The sequence below is a fragment of the Clostridium sp. MCC353 genome (genome assembly GCF_018785315.1).
Lineage (GTDB): Bacteria > Bacillota > Clostridia > Lachnospirales > Lachnospiraceae > CHH4-2.
In genome coordinates this window covers 25,265-41,405 of record NZ_WQPN01000003.1, presented here as the reverse complement: position 1 = coordinate 41,405, position 16,141 = coordinate 25,265, and the positions used below count along the sequence as shown (strand labels likewise).

Annotated in this window: 16 protein-coding genes; 14 read left to right on the top strand and 2 right to left on the bottom strand. The window is 47.9% G+C overall.

Annotated elements, in window-relative coordinates; all coding sequences use genetic code 11:
- Positions 1–3 precede the first annotated feature (3 nt).
- The 6 genes from GPL15_RS00355 (at position 4) to GPL15_RS00330 (ending at position 5,969) form a co-directional block, all read left to right on the top strand.
- On the top strand, positions 4–822 hold the full coding sequence (locus tag GPL15_RS00355) for an HAD family hydrolase (protein ID WP_215695034.1): 819 nt from the start codon (positions 4–6) through the stop codon (positions 820–822).
- Positions 812–1,675: a sugar ABC transporter permease gene (locus tag GPL15_RS00350; RefSeq protein ID WP_215695033.1), complete on the top strand. Its 864-nt coding sequence runs from the start codon at positions 812–814 to the stop codon at positions 1,673–1,675. The genes GPL15_RS00355 and GPL15_RS00350 overlap by 11 nt, the downstream gene beginning before the upstream one ends.
- Positions 1,672–2,505 carry a carbohydrate ABC transporter permease gene (locus GPL15_RS00345; protein WP_252197998.1) on the top strand — a complete coding sequence of 278 codons (834 nt, stop codon included), beginning with the start codon at positions 1,672–1,674 and terminating at the stop codon, positions 2,503–2,505. Before GPL15_RS00350 ends, GPL15_RS00345 begins: the two co-directional genes overlap by 4 nt.
- A 33-nt stretch (positions 2,506–2,538) precedes the next feature.
- Positions 2,539–3,957 (top strand): extracellular solute-binding protein, encoded by a 1,419-nt coding sequence (locus GPL15_RS00340; protein ID WP_215695032.1) that lies wholly within the window; start codon positions 2,539–2,541, stop codon positions 3,955–3,957.
- A gap of 123 nt (positions 3,958–4,080) precedes the next feature.
- On the top strand, positions 4,081–5,037 hold the full coding sequence (locus GPL15_RS00335) for a nucleoside hydrolase (RefSeq protein WP_215695031.1): 957 nt from the start codon (positions 4,081–4,083) through the stop codon (positions 5,035–5,037).
- Between the two features lie 32 nt (positions 5,038–5,069).
- The gene (locus GPL15_RS00330) at positions 5,070–5,969 is read left to right on the top strand and encodes a sugar phosphate isomerase/epimerase family protein (protein ID WP_215695030.1); all 900 of its coding nucleotides are present in this window, start codon (positions 5,070–5,072) and stop codon (positions 5,967–5,969) included.
- Positions 5,970–6,066: 97 nt separating this feature from the next.
- On the opposite strand, the gene GPL15_RS00325 is transcribed toward GPL15_RS00330, so the two are convergent.
- Entirely contained in the window at positions 6,067–6,873 is an 807-nt protein-coding gene (locus tag GPL15_RS00325) for an Ltp family lipoprotein (RefSeq protein WP_215695029.1), read from the bottom strand.
- A gap of 214 nt (positions 6,874–7,087) precedes the next feature.
- Positions 7,088–7,240, bottom strand: a complete 153-nt coding sequence (locus GPL15_RS00320; RefSeq protein ID WP_215695028.1) for a hypothetical protein — start codon at positions 7,238–7,240, stop codon at positions 7,088–7,090.
- A 153-nt stretch (positions 7,241–7,393) separates the two neighbouring features.
- Between GPL15_RS00320 and GPL15_RS00315 the strand changes: the two genes are divergently transcribed.
- The 8 genes from GPL15_RS00315 (at position 7,394) to GPL15_RS00280 (ending at position 16,128) form a co-directional block, all read left to right on the top strand.
- Positions 7,394–8,410 (top strand): LacI family DNA-binding transcriptional regulator, encoded by a 1,017-nt coding sequence (locus GPL15_RS00315; RefSeq protein WP_252197996.1) that lies wholly within the window; start codon positions 7,394–7,396, stop codon positions 8,408–8,410.
- A gap of 129 nt (positions 8,411–8,539) precedes the next feature.
- The gene (locus tag GPL15_RS00310; RefSeq protein WP_215695027.1) at positions 8,540–9,544 is read left to right on the top strand and encodes a LacI family DNA-binding transcriptional regulator; all 1,005 of its coding nucleotides are present in this window, start codon (positions 8,540–8,542) and stop codon (positions 9,542–9,544) included.
- 92 nt (positions 9,545–9,636) lie between these two features.
- Positions 9,637–10,980 (top strand): sugar ABC transporter substrate-binding protein, encoded by a 1,344-nt coding sequence (locus GPL15_RS00305; protein WP_215695026.1) that lies wholly within the window; start codon positions 9,637–9,639, stop codon positions 10,978–10,980.
- Positions 10,981–11,012: 32 nt separating this feature from the next.
- Complete coding sequence (locus tag GPL15_RS00300) at positions 11,013–11,915, top strand: sugar ABC transporter permease (RefSeq protein WP_215695025.1); 903 nt, start codon at positions 11,013–11,015, stop codon at positions 11,913–11,915.
- Positions 11,905–12,741, top strand: coding sequence for a carbohydrate ABC transporter permease (locus GPL15_RS00295; protein ID WP_215695024.1), 837 nt, complete (start codon positions 11,905–11,907; stop codon positions 12,739–12,741). The genes GPL15_RS00300 and GPL15_RS00295 overlap by 11 nt, the downstream gene beginning before the upstream one ends.
- Positions 12,742–14,244 (top strand): sulfatase, encoded by a 1,503-nt coding sequence (locus GPL15_RS00290; protein ID WP_215695023.1) that lies wholly within the window; start codon positions 12,742–12,744, stop codon positions 14,242–14,244. It begins immediately after the preceding gene.
- Between the two features lie 19 nt (positions 14,245–14,263).
- Positions 14,264–15,346, top strand: a complete 1,083-nt coding sequence (locus GPL15_RS00285; protein WP_215695022.1) for a zinc-binding alcohol dehydrogenase — start codon at positions 14,264–14,266, stop codon at positions 15,344–15,346.
- Positions 15,337–16,128, top strand: a complete 792-nt coding sequence (locus GPL15_RS00280) for a sugar phosphate isomerase/epimerase (protein ID WP_252197994.1) — start codon at positions 15,337–15,339, stop codon at positions 16,126–16,128. Before GPL15_RS00285 ends, GPL15_RS00280 begins: the two co-directional genes overlap by 10 nt.
- The last annotated feature ends 13 nt before the right edge of the window (positions 16,129–16,141 follow it).

Sequence of the window (16,141 nt, the reverse complement as noted above, 5' to 3'; positions counted from 1 at the left end):
ATCGTGGGGATTCAGTTAATCGTATGTGATGTGGACGGAACCCTGATCGGGACAGACCGCAGGGAGCCCAAGGAACTGGAGATACTGGCGGAGTGGATTGACCGGTACAGGATACCGTTTACCATCGCCAGCGGAAGGATACCGGCCAGAATCGAGGGGCTGGTGAAGAAACTTCATCTTAAACTTCCTGTGATCGGCTGCAATGGGGCCTGCGCCGTACAGGGGGACACGTATTTGTGGAATGATTTCCTGCCGGTTACCCATCTGAGAGAAGCGGTGGAGACAGCAGATGAACTGGGCATGTCCGTAGTATATACGGATGGAAAAATGGAATGGGCATACAGAAAGACCCCCTGGGTGCAGGATTTGATGGACAACTACGGGCGGTACGACGGCATTTGGAAACCTTCGGAAATGGAGTGGAAATCCATTCAGATGCAGAAAGTGCTGATCGCGGGAGCGGAACGAAAAGAAGACGCCGAGCTGGTATTTGAAAAACTTCTGCCCTATCAGGAAGAGCTGAACCTGGTCAGATATGAAGACGGGGTTCTGGATATCACGACGAAAAGCAGTGATAAGGGGAAGGGCGTAAAGCGTCTGGCTGAGCTTCTTCACATACCCGCCCGGGATATTTTAGCCATTGGGGATCACCAGAACGATATGGGCATGATCAGATTCGCAGGAATTGGGGCTGCGGTAGGAAATGGAACGGAAGAACTGAAACAATGGGCGGATTACGTCTGTGAAAATGAATTGGCTGCAGGAGTTCTGGAAGCGGTCCGGGCCTTCTGCCTATCGGAGGAATCAGAAGATGAAAGCTAAAAAACATACCATTGAACCCTATCTTTGGCTGGCTCCAACCATAATTTTATTCGCCGTATTCACCTTTTACCCGTTTCTTAAAACGGCCTATATGAGTTTGTTCATTGTAAATTCCATGGGGGAGACGAAGCGGTTTGTGGGGCTGGGAAATTATCTGTACATATTCCAGGATGATAAATTTGTCAAATCCATCATCAATACCTTTGTTTACGTGCTCATTTCCGTTCCGGCCTCCAAGGTGATCGGGCTTTTGCTGGCACTGCTGGCCAACCGGAAGAGGAAGACGTCCTCCATCTATGAAGTGCTGTTTTCCCTGCCCATGGCCATGTCCATGTCCGTGTCGGCCATCATTTTCCAGCTGCTCTACAATCCGTCATTTGGAGCCATTAATTATATTTTCCATCTGAACATCAACTGGCTGAACGATGAGAGATACGCCATGCTGGCAATCGGAATCATATCGATCTGGATGTCCAGCGGATATGCATTTTTATTCATGCTGGCGGCGGTCCGCAATGTGCCGGAGGACATATTGGAAAGCACTGATTTGGAAGGGGCTTCCTGGTGGCAGAAGGTGCGCTATATTTACCTGCCCCTGACCTCGCCCACCATGTTTTTCCTCATATGCACCAGCTTAGCCAGTTCCATGATGATGACCGCCTTAGTCAATGTGCTGACAGACGGCGGGCCGTTCCACTCCACACAGACCATCATTCACTATATGTACAGCCAGTTTGCCGTGGCGGGGAATTATACCAACGCATTTCCGGCGGCCATCGTGGCATTTATCCTGGCGGCGGCTGTTACATGGCTGAGTTTTCTTTATGAGAAAAAGGGGGTACATTACCAATGAAAAAGCATGGAAAGAAGGAGCGGCAGGATGTTTTGTGCCAGATGTGCCTGATCATTTTGGGCCTTATCATGGCATCACCGATTTTATATGCCCTGTCGTTGTCCCTGATGCGGCCTCAGTCCATTTTGTCCCAGCCGCCTAAATTGGTGACCGCGGATTTCTTTGTGGAGAATTATAAAATAGCCCTGGAGAGCACCATGCTGGCTAGGTATTCGGTGAATTCCTTTATCATTGCCACGGTGTCCAGCCTGTTTCGGGTGCTGTTCGCGTCCATGGCGGCATTTGCATTCGCATTTTTTGAGTTTCCCCTCAAAAAGCTGCTGTTTGGAATGACCCTGGCGACCATGATGATTCCGCCGGATGTGCTGGTGGTCACCAATTATATTACGGTTTCGAAAATGGGGCTTTTGAACACCTATGCGGGAATGTGCATTGTGTTTTTAGTGGCGGCCGTGAACATTTTCCTGTTCCGCCAGCAGTTTATGAGTTTTTCCAAAGAACTGAAAGAGGCGTCCCACATGGATGGGTGCAGCAATTTATGGTTCTTTATAAAGATATTGATACCGACGAATAAACCAGTTATAGTCACTGTTTTTATATCTTCCTTTATCAGCGTTTGGAACCAGTACCTCTGGCCCATGGTGATCACCAGTGAGGACGCCATGCGGACCGTGCAGGTGGGGGTGGGAATGCTGAAATTCCCGGAGGGGACTGCTTACGGGCCGTTGATGGCCGGCGCGGTGATCGCTCTGCTGCCCACGGTGGTGCTGTTTGTCCTGTTCCAAAAAAGGATTGTGGGCGGTATGATGAACGGGTCTGTGAAAGGTTAAAAATAGTTTTATTTAAGGAAAGAGGAGAAAGAGATGAAAAAAAGAGCAATTGCCATGGGAATGGCGGCAGTTATGGGCATTTCCTGCCTGACCGGATGTGGAAATGGAGCTAAGAGCGAAGCGCCCGCACAGAATGCGGAAAGCCAGGGAGAGGCCAAAGCGCAGAATGATTCGGATCCACAGGCGGAAGACGGCGTGACTGAAATCGAATTCTGGCATTCCATCAGCGGAGAACTGGCGGAAAAACTGGGAGAAATGACGGAAAACTTCAACAATACGGTGGGAAAGGAAAAGAATATCAAGGTCACCACCGTATACCAGAACTGGCCCGGCACCGATAAACTGGTGACGGTAATGCAGGCAAAGGACATAAAAAACCACCCGGATCTGATCCAGATCTATGGGGAAAATATGAACATTGTCCGGGATTACGAGCGCATGGTCTGGGTGGAAGACTATATAAACCGGGAGGATTCCGCGGTGAAAAAGGAAGACCTGGTCCCCAATGCGGCGGAAGCGTTTTCCATCGATGGAAAGATGCTGGGAGCACCTCTCACCTTGTCCACCCTGCTTCTCTACTATAACCAGGATATGTTCGACGCGGCAGGAATCACCGCACCCCCGGCAACCATCGCGGAAATGGCAGAGGACATGGAAAAGCTGACGAAAAAGGAAGGGGATACGACCCAGGTATACGGTTTAAACCTGTGCCCCAACAGCTATGAGCTGAACAGCTGGATCGCCGGACAGGGAGAGGTTTCCTATTTTGGAGACAATGAGAGCGGACGCAAAGCCCCCATGACAAAGGTTATAATCGATGAAAATGGAACCTTGGACAACTTTTTGACCGAGTGGGACAAGGTGATTCAGACCGGCGGCCTGAAATACCAGGTGGACAACATGAACGAAGAATTTGCAAACCAGCAGCACGCCATGGTCATCATGTCCAGCGCCAGAATCCAAATCATGAAAGGCCTGATCGGCGATACCTTTAAATGGAGCGTGGCGGACCTTCCAAAGGTGAAGGAAAGCGACAACGGCGGATCTTCTGTCAGCGGGGGCGGCCTGTTCATGATCGATAAAGACGACCCGAAGAAACTGGAAGCTTCCTGGGAATTCGTGCAGTACTGCCTCTCCCCGGAAACCCAGCTCTTCTGGAGCCAGAATACGGGATATGTGCCGGTGAACCAGAAAACATATGATCTGCCTGAAATGACGGAATTTTTGAAAAATGAACCGGAGCTGGGAACAGCCATTGCCCAGATCCAACATTCCAGCCCCAAACTCCAGGAACCTTATTATCCCAATGCAGGGGAGATCAAAACTGTGGTGAAAGAGGCGCTGATTTTGTTTGCAAAAGGGGAAATGTCGAAGGAAGAGACTTTGAAAACCATTGTTGAGGATTGTAACGCGGCGATAAACGATTATTATAGGGCGAATCCGCTGGACTGACAGATAGAATAATATGGTAAGCGGATGAGGTTTATAAACAAAAGGAGATAATAAAATCTTGATACAAAAGATTGTTTATGTAAGAAATTATAATGAGACTATGGATGTGAAAGGACCGGTTATATGGAGAAAAAACACGTAATAATAGACTGCGATCCGGGAGCGGATGACGCCCTGGCTCTGATGCTGGCGTTAAATTCAGAAGAACTGACCGTCCATGGGGTCACGGTGGTGGCGGGAAACCGGGATGTGGACCGCTGCGGGGAAAATGCCATGAAGGTGATGGAACACTATGGAAGAACGGATATACCAGTTGCCAAAGGCGCGGATAAACCGTTGAAACGCACCCTGTGCCTGGACGATATCTATTCCGGCCGGGATGGAATGGCGGAGACATTTCTCCCATATAAGGGCACGCCCTGCTGTGATAAAAATGGTGTGGATCTGATGATAGAAACCGCAAAGCAGTATCCGGGAGAATTGACAGTCATTTCCACGGCGCCCATGACCAACCTGGCCCTTGCCATTGAAAAAGATCCTGATTTCACGAAAAACCTGGCCTCCATCGTTACCATCAACGGTTCCTACGGCGTCAGCCGGAAAGAGGGCTGGTACAACGCCAGAAAAGAATGGAATGTGTGCGTGGACCCGGAGGCGGCTAAGATTGTGATGGAATCCGGCATCCCCGTCTGGGCCATGGGAGTGGATGTGACAGGGCAGCTGACCAACGAAATCCATGAGAAGCTGGTGAATTCCGGGACACCGGGAACCATGCCTTACGGGTTCCTGACCGATGCCAAGCGTTTCCTGGCCACCAGGGGCCTGGAACCGTCTGGACTTTTCGTGGACGCCATGGCGGTGGCCTGTGCCGTTAAGCCTGAGATTGCCCGGTTTGTCAGGGGAAAGGCGGCGGTGGAGACAGCGGGAGAGCTGACCACAGGGATGACGCTGTTTGACAATGTGGGGAATTTTAATAATGCTTCAGACCTTTATGCGGCTTACAGCTTTGATTTTGAAATGCTGACAGAACTTCTGGCCCGCCGTGTGATGGGAAATGAGAAAATTAGGCCAGAGAAGTAAGAATGAAAAACGCTCCGGCATGGAGGAATTTTATGAGATTATCGACATCAACGAATATACTGTTTTCCCGGCCGGGCGGCCGGACGGTGCCGCTGAAGGAAACGCTTAGCATGGCAAAAGAAGCGGGATTTGACCGATTTGACATGTGCTTTTACGACTGGGTTCTTCCGGGCTCGCCCTTTCTGACGGAAGGATGGAGGGACTGGATCGAGGATACGGCCATGGAGATGAGACGGCTCGGGGTGTCCTTCGGGCAGTGCCACGCTCATTTTTACGACTTTTTATCGTCCGGATTATCGGAAGAAGAGAAGAGGTATCAGCAGGAGCTGGTGCTCCGTTCCATTGAGTGCTGCGCGGTTTTGGGGGCTGAGGTGTGCGTCACCCACCCGGAGACGGTCAGGGAGACGGCCTGCCTTGTGGGCAATTCCCGGCGGGCCAATTATGAGTACTTTTCCAGGCTCATAGAGGACGCAGGGCGGTTTGGAATCAAACTGGCTATTGAGAACATGTGTGATTATTCCATGGCTCCCATAAGGAAATACTGTTCCAGCCCCGAGGAGCTGGTGGATCTGATCGACGCTTTACATACGCCGGAAATCGGCATATGCTGGGATTTCGAACACGGGGAGATCATGAAACAGGATCAGAGAGAAGCCCTCCTGCACATCGGAAGGCGGCTGATGGCAACCCATGTGTCGGATACCCACAGCAGCACGGACGCGTCCCTGATGCATATCATGCCTTACTTTGGCGATATGAAATGGGAGATCATCATGAAGACGCTGAAGGAGATCGGGTATCAGGGGGATTTTTCCTTTGAAGCCCATAATTTTGCCAACCGGCTGCCGGATGAGGTGCTGCCCACGGCTTTGCGGCTGAGTTATGAGATTGGGCGGTATTTGCTGACCATTGGAGAGGCGGACGCAGGATAAATTCTCTTTCTGCTGCTGTCAGAGGTTGGTTACATCCATAGGAAAGCCGTTCCTGGTTTGCGCCAGGGACGGCTTTTTCTGTATTATCTATAAAAAATTAATATCCTACAGCTGCTGCACCATATTCTGCCTGTGCATTAGTAAAACCATCATATTCAAGCTGCTCAATCAAGCCTGAACGTGAGAATGATAAAACGCTAATATATTCTTGTGCTTTCTTGGCAGCCTGCGCATTCCAATCTGCACCGCAATTATCTGCTGCATAAGTTGCTTCTTCTATGGAATATCCCTCATACTCCAACTGCTCGATCAATCCGCTGTAGGAAAAAGAAAGAACGTTTAAATAAGAAAGAGCAGAATTTAATGCATTCTTTTTTCCCAATGATATATTGTTAGAGGAGGCTTTATTTCCAGTGGATTTTTTGGTTGATGAGGATGAAGAAGATGATTCTGTATCGCTAATCCAAAAATGAGAAAGTAAAGCATTAGTATCTTTTTCATACCGGACAGTAAATATTGGATCATAATTGTTGCAACGTGTCCACAATACATAGTCATAATCAAACCAGTCTTTTAGTAATAATTCACCTACCCGGTCAGATACATCCTCGGAATCCGATGTGGTGGTTATGTACAGTAATTTATTTGTACCAATCTGTGCCTCAGCAACTGTAGTTCCTTTAATTTTCGAATCTGTAAAATCTGAAACTTTATTTAATAACTTACTTGATTTACCAGAAGACTTCGAACTGTTATCCTCGAGTTTTTCCAAAGCCTCTTCATATTTGCCCTTTAGATTTTCGTAGTCTGCCTTCAGGCTGTCATAATCACTTTGTGACACTCCATTACTGCATGCGGTTAAAGATAAAACAAGTAAAGATAAAATAATAAAATGCTTTTTCATAAGATCCTCCTTAGTATTAGCGTGCCATATTATTTAAAATCCAAGTTTTTTTGATACAGGGAAGAGTACCCCATTATTTGTAACTCAGCATATGTGTCAATGTCAAAAAAAACTTGGCGGGAGCCTGCTAGCATAGCCACGATAATGAAGCTATGGTATTTTTTAACTCATAATCAGTTCAGTCATTAATGAATCAGGATCAACAGGCTCACCATCATATCCAATTCCATCCATCTTTGGCATATGTAGAATCCCCATTATCATACCACCATCCGGTTTCATCCTGTTTCCACTCCCCCGCAAATGAGGAAAAGGAAGCAGCCATGCTTATTGATGCTGCAGTTAATAAAATTAATGATTTTCTCATATTATACACCCTCTCCCGGCTTTTATTTTAGTATATCATAGTTTTACGAGCACTGGTAGTAGAATACTGCCATTAGATTAACATAATTGACAAACACAGGTGCGGGCATTAAAATGATAACGTAAGACAAAACAGACAGGGGGATCTATCACATTGGAAAAAGCGAATATGATGCAGATTGCAGAGAAATGCGGGGTATCCTTAAAAACGGTATCCAGAGTGATTAACCATCCGGAGCAGGTCAGCCCTAAGACGCTGAAGCTTGTAAGGGATTACATGGATCAGTGCGGGTTTCAGATTAACCTTCTCGCGAAGGGGTTAAAACAGAACCGGACCAATATCATCATCATTTTTCTGGATAAAAACAACGGGGAGTATATGAATGCCTGGCGCAGCAATATGTTAAAGCATCTTTTCCGGTATGCCAACGGCATTGGCCTGAAAGTAATCGTATCCCCTTCTGACAGCCAGGGATATAAAGGGGATGAAACCGACGGTTTTTATCTGCTGTCAAGCGGCATAGCCGACGGGGCTATCCTTTTCGAGTATGTGGAGAATGACCAGAGACTGGGGTATCTTGAGAGAACCAACACGCCATATGTGCTGTTGGGCCAGCCAAAAGAAGAGGGGATTCCCGCGGTCAGCCTGGATAACTACAATCTGGGACATATGGGCGGAACGTATTTAAAGGAGAAAGAGTATAAAAATATCTATTATTTCGCGGCTGAAAAAGGGTATTACTCAACAGAGCTGCGGGTGAAAGGTTTTTTGGACGCGGTTCCAAAGGGAACCGTAATCTATGGGGTCAACACGCCTCAAATTGCCTGTGAGAGAGCGAAGGAGCTGCTGGAAGCAGACAGGGCGGATTGTATTTTTGTAAACGGCGACTGTTTTCTGGGAGTATACCGGGCTGCGGCGGAGTGCCATAAAAGGATTCCGGAAGATACGGCGGTTTTTGCCACAAACAGCCTTCCGATCAATGATCAGATCTATCCGTCGCTTTCATCGCTGAAACAGGATTTCGATAATCTGGCAGAGCAGTGTATTTCCCTTTTGCAGGAGCTGCTTTCCAGCAGCCAGGAGGGAAGCCCATGGGACAGAAAACAGATTTTTCTGCCTTCTTCTGTAGTTGAGAGGGAATCCACCAAAACAGATAAAGGGCAATTTTAATAAATTCGTAATCCTGATATTATGCAAAATGACTAAAACAAAAGAATTTACAGAAAATCATTGACATATATTATAAAATATTCTATTATGACAACGTAGGACAAAACAAAAAAACACAAGAGGATGATGATGAGAAAAACAACGATCGTCGATATAGCAGAATCCTGCGGCGTCTCTATGAAAACGGTATCCAGAGTGATTAATAACAGCCCAATGGTCAGTGAAGAAACCAGGGAAAAAGTTTATCTCGCGATAAAGGAACAGGGGTATCAGATCAATATTCTCGCAAAAGGCCTGAAGGAAAACCGCACCAATATCATCGTAGTTTTTGCCGACCGTCATAAAGAAGAACATTTGAGCACCTGGCACAGTTTAATGCTGAAGTATTTATTTTCCTACGCAAAAGAATGTTCCATGAAGATGATTTTGTCTCCCTCCAACAGCGAACGGTTTGAAAAAGATGAAACCGACGGGTTTTATCTGATTGCCAGCGGCATTGCCGACGGGGCCATCCTGTTGGAAAATACGTTAAATGATCCCAGGGTAGAGTATTTTGAAAAACATCATGTCCCCTTTGTGGTATTCGGGGAATCGGAAGATCCGGAAATCCCTTCGGTCAGCCTGGATAACTTTGATATCGGATATCAGGGGGCGGTTTACCTCACTGAAAAAGGATATGACAGAATTGCGTTATTTATTGGAGAGGAGAGATTCCGGTCCACACAGCTTCGTATCCTTGGATTTGAAACAGCCATGAAGGAGAAACAGGCAAAGTACTATATATTTACAGGAGTTGATACCGTAGAAAAAGCGTATCAAAAAGCTGTACAAGTTCTGAAAGAATGTGATATCCGCGTATTTTTTGTTTCCGGAGATGAGAGGGCAGTTGGCGTATACCGTGGGATTTATGAACATGGATACAGAATACCGGAAGACATAGCGGTGCTTGGGATCGACAATATTCCATTGGGAGAGTTTCTCAGCCCCCCCATATCCACGGTGGAGCAGGATTTTAAGACGCTGGCCCGGTGCTGCATGGATTTTGTGGTGGGTGAAATCACGGAAGGACGAAAAGAGGGGCGGCAGAAGGTATTTAAATTTCCATCCAGGATTATGGAACGGAAATCAACGTAGCGCGTTAATGACAACGTTGTCATAACCATAGAAACAAGATTATTTTAACAAGCTGCAGGACAAACTGGTAAAGAAGAAAAGGAGAAGATGGGATGAAGAAAAAATTAGTGAGCAGAGGATTATCGCTTGTTTTAGCAGGGGCTCTATTGACAGGATGCGCCCAGGGGGCGGCGCCTTCTGAGACAGGAAGCAAATCGGAAGCGGCAGAAACCGCCGGTGCAGAGGAGACAGTCACCATAGAACTGATGCATGATGAGGCTGAGGAGGACCGTATCAAGGCTCTTCAGGAGATTATTGACGCATTTATGGCAGAGAACCCGGATATTACGGTGAAGCAGCTTCCCGTATCGGAAGACGGTTTTGAAACGAAAGTTAAAACCCTGATTTCCGGCGGAGAGATGCCGGCTTTGGTGGCCTCCTCCGCTTCCCTGATGCAGATGCTGGATGAAGAAGAGATGATTAATACCGCTGCCAATAAAGAAGTGGTGGAGGAATTCGGGCGGGATAAATTCTATGACCAGATTTTACAGATGCTTAATTCCACCGACGGGGAGGGGATGATCGGCGTTCCCATTACCGCCTGGGTTTCAGGAATCTGGTACAGAAAAGACTTGTTTGAGGAAAAAGGGCTGAAGGCCCCTGAAACATGGGAAGATATACTGACAGCAGCCAAGGCATTTCATGATCCGGCGGGCAAGATGTACGGCATTTTGTTTGGAACGGAGGAATCGGCGGTATCACAGCAGAATTTCCAGATGATTGCCGGTTCCAACGGAGCGGAATTATTTGATGCTGATGGAAAACCGCAGTTTAATTCTCCGGAGATGAAAGAGGCCATGGCGTTTTATAAAGACCTGTACCAGTACACGCTTCCGGGATCCAATGGAGTAACACAGATCCGTGATGCCATGGTGGGAGGAAATACAGCCATGTGCACCTTCTCCTCTTACATCATGGGACCTTTATACCGGGCCGGAATGGCTGATAAAATCGGCTACTGCGTTCCTAAGAATAAAAATGGGGCCGTATTCGGTTCCCCAAGCACTTATACGATTTCCAATACGATTACGCCCCAGGAGACGGAGGCGGCTAAAAAATTCATCACCTGGCTTCTGAACGATGACATGAACATTAAACTGCTGCATATCGCTCCGGGAGGACCGAATCCGGTTCTGAAATCAGTGGCGGAAAATCCTGAATATACATCTGCGGATGTTTTAAAAGCGTATGGTGAGGAGGCAAAAAAGGTGCCGGCGGCTTTTGACAGCCTGAAAGTATTCGGCACACAAAACGGAGTGACCAATCCTTCGGCCGGTTCCATTATCAATGCGATGATTATAGGAAAAACGATCAACCAGATCCTGGTGCAGGGTCAGGACTTGGATGAGGCGATGGACAAGGCTCAGGCTGATATGGAAAAAATCGTGAACAGATAATGGTATGGAATAAAGGGCAGAAGGTGCTGTGAATGATGAGAAGATGGAACGAGAGAAAGCCGTTAACAATGGGGCAGAAGGACAGTATCCTGGGATTTGTGCTGATCCTGCCGGTGGTTTTGCTGATTGCGCTGGTTATTTTATATCCTATTTTGTACAATATACGGCTGAGTTTTTTTGATGTGGCTTTAAATCCCAAAAAGCCGGATGTTTTTGTAGGGCTGGATAATTATATGCGGCTGCTCACGGACAAGGAATTTTATAAAGTGCTGATAACAACCGTCCTTTTTGTAGCTGTCAGCGTTACCTTGTCTACTGGCATTGGTTTAGGCGTGGCAATTTTGTTTAACAGGCAGTTCCCCGGCAGGGGAATTGCCAGGTCGCTGATCCTGTTATCCTATGTTACGCCCATGATATCCCTGGTATATGTTTGGAAATACATGTTCAACGCCATGTATGGAGTTGTCAATTATATTCTGATTGACGTCCTGCATCTTCTGGAGACTGCGCCGGCATGGTTTGACAATATCTGGTTCGCCTTCGCTTCTGTGGTGGTATTTGATACCTGGCGGCTGTTCCCATATGCCTTTATGATGATACTGGCGGCGCTTCAGGCAGTGGATACTTCCATGTATGAAGCGGCGGAAATTGACGGGGCCGGAGCCTGGGGGAAATTCCGTTATATCACCCTGCCGGAAATCCTGCCAGTGGTTTCATCCGTGGCAACCCTCCGTATGATATGGAATTTCTATAAGTTTGACGATATCTACCTTTTGACACAGCAGCTGCCTGTGATCGGAATCTATTTGTATAAAACTTCGTTCGCGGCAAATGATTTTGGCTCAGCAGCCGCTATAACGGTAGTGTTGTTTGTAATTGTTATGACATTGGTATTTTTGATGAGGAAGGTGGTGTTCAGACGGAATGCGGCGTAAAAAAATCATAAATGGTTTTCTGAATTTTTTCGTTATTTTAATTTTGCTCGTAAGCCTGTTTCCATTTTTTATCATGCTCACCACAGCATTGAAAACCGACGCAGCCTCGGTTGCCTATCCGCCGGAACTATGGCCGAAAGAGATCACGCTGAAACATTTCAGGGATATTGTGGATCCCATGATTTTCCCCTTTTTCCGGTATTTTTGGAACAGCTTTTTTGTCTCTTTTACAACGGCCGTGCTGTCCGTACTGGTCTGCTGCCTGGGCGCTTACAGCCTGGCGCGCCTTGAGTTTTTTGGAAAGCGGGTCATCCATAATTCTACCCTGGTAGTGTACATGTTTTCAGGAATTTTGCTGATTGTACCGCTGTTTCGCATCATGAACTCAATTGGTTTGATCGATAACCGGTTCGCGGTGATTTTAGCTTGTCTGGTCTCCAGTATGCCGGCCGGATTGTCCATGCTGACCTCTTATTTTCAGACGCTGCCGGATTCCATAGAGGAAGCGGCGCTGATTGACGGGCTGAACCGGGTTCAGGTAATTTTTAAAGTGGTGGTGCCGCTGTCGGTTCCGGCCATTATGTCCGTATTTGCCTATGTATTTATGCAGGCATGGAATAACTTTTTGTTTGCCAACACATTCATTTCATCCATGGAAAAGCAGACGCTGATTATCGGAATGCGGAATTTGTTCAGTTCACAGGATTATGTCTGGGGACGGATGATGGTGGCTTCTCTGCTGACGGCTATCCCGGTGGTGATTATTTTTGCCTGTGTGGAGCGTTTTATCTCAGGCGGAAGGTTAGAAGGAGGTGTCAAAGGTTAGATGAGAGTGCTATTATTGGATATCGATACGCTGAGGCCGGATCATCTGGGATGTTATGGCTACAGGAGGAATACCTCTCCCAATATTGATTCCGTGGCCCGGGAGGGGGTCCGGTTTGAAGAATATTACTGTTCAGACGCCCCCTGCCTGCCGTCCAGGTCGGCGCTTGTCACCGGCCAGTGTGGAATCCGTACCGGAGTGGTGGGACATGGCGGTACGGCCGCGGATATGCGCCCTATGGGGGAAATACGGGAATTCCGGGATGCGCGGAGCATGGGAAGCCTGTTCACCCAGATGCGGCTGGCCGGTTTTCACACGGTTTCCTTCAGTTCATTTCCGGAACGCCATACGGCATGGTGGTTCAATGCCGGTTTAAATGAATGGCATAACTGCGGAGGCGTTGGGCATGAATCGGCGGAGGCGGTGACTCCCCTTGTCCTTGAGTGGCTGAAGCATAATGGGCAGCAGGAAAACTGGTTCATGCATGTCCACTATTGGGATCCCCATGGGCCCTACCGGGCGCCAAAGGAGTTTGGAAATCCTTTTGAGAATGAAGAGCTGCCGGATAAATGGATCGGCCAGGAGATATTTGAAGAACATTTGAAGCACGCAGGCCCTCACGGGGCCAATGAAATTTACATGTGGAACGATATTCCAGACCCTCATTATCCCAGATATCCGGGAAGGCTGGAAAACAGGGCGGATGTGAAGAATTTTATCGACCAGTATGACTGCGGCGTCCGTTATGCAGACCAGCATGTGGGGCAGATTTTGAACACGTTGAAACATATGGGCATTTACGGGGAAGATCTGGCGGTTATCATCACTTCCGATCATGGAGAAAATCTGGGAGAACTGGGGATTTACGGGGAACATGCCACAGCGGACAGGGCTACCGGCAGGATTCCCCTGATTATCAAATGGCCCGGAGGCTTAAAGGGGGCTGGGGATCATGAGCTGCGCAGCAACATTGATTTGCTTCCAACTCTGAGGGAGCTTCTGCAAATAGAAGGCAGGGAGCCGATCTTTAAGCATATGGAACTTCCAAAAGACCATTACGATGGAAAAAGCTTTGCAAAAACAGTGCTCACCGGAGACGGTTATGGGAAAAACAGCCTGGTGATCAGCCAATGCGCCCATGTGTGCCAGAGAAGCGTCCGGTTTGACAAATATTTATATATCCGTACCTATCATGGCGGATACCACCTGTTTGATGAAGAAATGCTCTTCGATGTTGAGGCGGATCCCCATGAAACCATCAATCTGGCGGATCAATATCCCTGGTTATGTGAAAAAGGGGCAGGGCTTTTGCTCAAATGGCAGGATGAGATGATGAAAAAATCTCTGTATCAGACGGACCCTTTGTGGACAGTTATGAAAGAGGGCGGCCCTTACCATGTACATGGACAGTTGGAGGGATTTTTGAAACGGCTGGAGGACACATCCAGGAACGGGCAGGCGGAAAAACTGAAAGAGATGTATGAAAAGGATCTTATAAAATAGGAAAAGGCAGGAGTGGAAAATGAAAAAATTAGTGGCTGCGGCTCCGAGATCAGCTGCATTGAAAGAATATGAAGACCGCTGTATAACCAGCAGAGAAGTTAAGGTAAACGTGGAATTCGCGTCTCCCAAACACGGCACAGAGCTGGCGGATTTCAGAGGAACCACGCCGTTTATCAATGGAAAATTTGATGAGGAGTGGCGGGTATTTACGGAACGGACATCCGAAGAACCACGGGGGATCGAATTTGGCGACCTGCCCCTGGGCAATATGTTTGTGGGAACGATTGTGGAAAAGGGAGAGGATGTCACAGATTACGAAGTGGGCGACCGGGTATGCTCTTACGGCCCAATCAAGGAAACCCAGATTGTGAGTGGGGTGGACAATTATAAGCTGCGCAAAATGAGCGCGGACGCATCGGCTAAAAATGCCGTTTGTTATGACCCTGCCCAGTTTGCGCTGAGCGGTATCCGTGACGGGAATGTGCGGCCTGGGGACCGGGTGGTGGTAATCGGCCTGGGAGCCATTGGCTTGATCGCATTACAGCTGGCTGTGAAAATCGGCGCTTCTGTGGTGATCGGGATTGATCCTATTGAAAAGAGAAGGGTGATCGCGAAAAAATATGGGGCGCACCATACCTTTGATTCCATCTCCTGCGATGCCGGAATGGAAATCAAACGAGTGACCGGGAAAAAAGGGGCGGATGTGATTATAGAGACAAGCGGCAGCGTCCATGCGCTGCAGTCCGCTTTAAAAGGGCTGGCCTATGGCGGAACCATAGCCTATGTGGCGTTTCCGAAGCCGTTTCCGGAAGGCTTATGGCTGGGGCAGGAGGCCCATTATAACTATGGAAAAATTGTATTTTCCAGAGCATGCAGTGAACCCAACCCTGAATATCCCCGTTGGGACAGGCACCGGATTGAGGATGTGGTGTGGGAAATGTTGATGAACGGATATTTGGATTGTGAAGATTTGATCGATCCGGTCATTCCTTTTGAAGAAAGCGCGGAAGGTTTCTGCCATTACGTTGACCAGCATCCGGAAGAGAGTATCAAATTGGGAATTAATTTTAGAGGGACAGGAGGAAATACATCATGTTATTAGGCACTCAGGACAGAGACTTTTTCCCTAAGAACCTGACGGAAAAGTTCAAATTTGTAAAAGAGATGGGATTCCAATGCTTTGAAATAGACGGCAGGGCGCTGATGGAGCAGCCTGATGAAATTAACCGGGCCATCCAGGCATCCGGCCTGCCGGTTTCCAGCGCCTGCGGCGGTTACCGCGGCTGGATCGGCGATTTTATTGAAGAAAAAAGGCTGAACGGAATTGAAGACCTGAAAGTGATCATCCGCCGGTTAAAAGAGGTTGGAGGAACCGGCGTGGTGGTTCCGGCGGCCTGGGGCATGTTTACATACCGGCTTCCGCCCATGGTGTCTCCAAGAAGCAAAGAAGGAGACAGAAAGGCAATTCTGGATTCCCTGAGGCAGTTGGAAGAAACCGCCCAGGAATGCGGGATTTACATCTATCTGGAACCTTTAAACCGCTATCAGGACCATATGCTGAATACAACCGCCGATGCGGCGTCCATCATCGATGAAGGGAAATTCTCCATGGTGAAGATCACCTGCGATTTCTATCATATGGCCATTGAAGAGGATGATATATCAGAAACTCTTTTACAATACAAGGACTACATCGGTCATATCCATATTGCGGAAAACCACAGGTATCAGCCGGGAAGCGGCAGCATCGATTTCAAGCGCCATATGGAAACTTTAAAAAAGATCGGTTATGACGGCGCGGTTGTTAACGAGGGGAGAATCCGCGGGGAAGATCCGCTGAGAGCTTACGCGGATTCTGTGGCATATATGAAGCAGTTCCTATAAAAGATCAGGAGTG

What these genes read in the sequence shown, in the direction of transcription:
- GPL15_RS00350 (WP_215695033.1), top strand. Translation starts at nt 812, where the DNA reads ATGAAAGCTAAAAAACATACCATTGAACCCTATCTTTGGCTGGCTCCA.
- GPL15_RS00345 (WP_252197998.1), top strand. Translation starts at nt 1,672, where the DNA reads ATGAAAAAGCATGGAAAGAAGGAGCGGCAGGATGTTTTGTGCCAGATG.
- GPL15_RS00340 (WP_215695032.1), top strand. Translation starts at nt 2,539, where the DNA reads ATGAAAAAAAGAGCAATTGCCATGGGAATGGCGGCAGTTATGGGCATT.
- GPL15_RS00335 (WP_215695031.1), top strand. Translation starts at nt 4,081, where the DNA reads ATGGAGAAAAAACACGTAATAATAGACTGCGATCCGGGAGCGGATGAC.
- GPL15_RS00330 (WP_215695030.1), top strand. Translation starts at nt 5,070, where the DNA reads ATGAGATTATCGACATCAACGAATATACTGTTTTCCCGGCCGGGCGGC.
- GPL15_RS00325 (WP_215695029.1), bottom strand. Translation starts at nt 6,873, where the DNA reads ATGAAAAAGCATTTTATTATTTTATCTTTACTTGTTTTATCTTTAACC.
- GPL15_RS00320 (WP_215695028.1), bottom strand. Translation starts at nt 7,240, where the DNA reads ATGAGAAAATCATTAATTTTATTAACTGCAGCATCAATAAGCATGGCT.
- GPL15_RS00310 (WP_215695027.1), top strand. Translation starts at nt 8,540, where the DNA reads ATGAGAAAAACAACGATCGTCGATATAGCAGAATCCTGCGGCGTCTCT.
- GPL15_RS00305 (WP_215695026.1), top strand. Translation starts at nt 9,637, where the DNA reads ATGAAGAAAAAATTAGTGAGCAGAGGATTATCGCTTGTTTTAGCAGGG.
- GPL15_RS00300 (WP_215695025.1), top strand. Translation starts at nt 11,013, where the DNA reads ATGATGAGAAGATGGAACGAGAGAAAGCCGTTAACAATGGGGCAGAAG.
- GPL15_RS00295 (WP_215695024.1), top strand. Translation starts at nt 11,905, where the DNA reads ATGCGGCGTAAAAAAATCATAAATGGTTTTCTGAATTTTTTCGTTATT.
- GPL15_RS00290 (WP_215695023.1), top strand. Translation starts at nt 12,742, where the DNA reads ATGAGAGTGCTATTATTGGATATCGATACGCTGAGGCCGGATCATCTG.
- GPL15_RS00285 (WP_215695022.1), top strand. Translation starts at nt 14,264, where the DNA reads ATGAAAAAATTAGTGGCTGCGGCTCCGAGATCAGCTGCATTGAAAGAA.
- GPL15_RS00280 (WP_252197994.1), top strand. Translation starts at nt 15,337, where the DNA reads ATGTTATTAGGCACTCAGGACAGAGACTTTTTCCCTAAGAACCTGACG.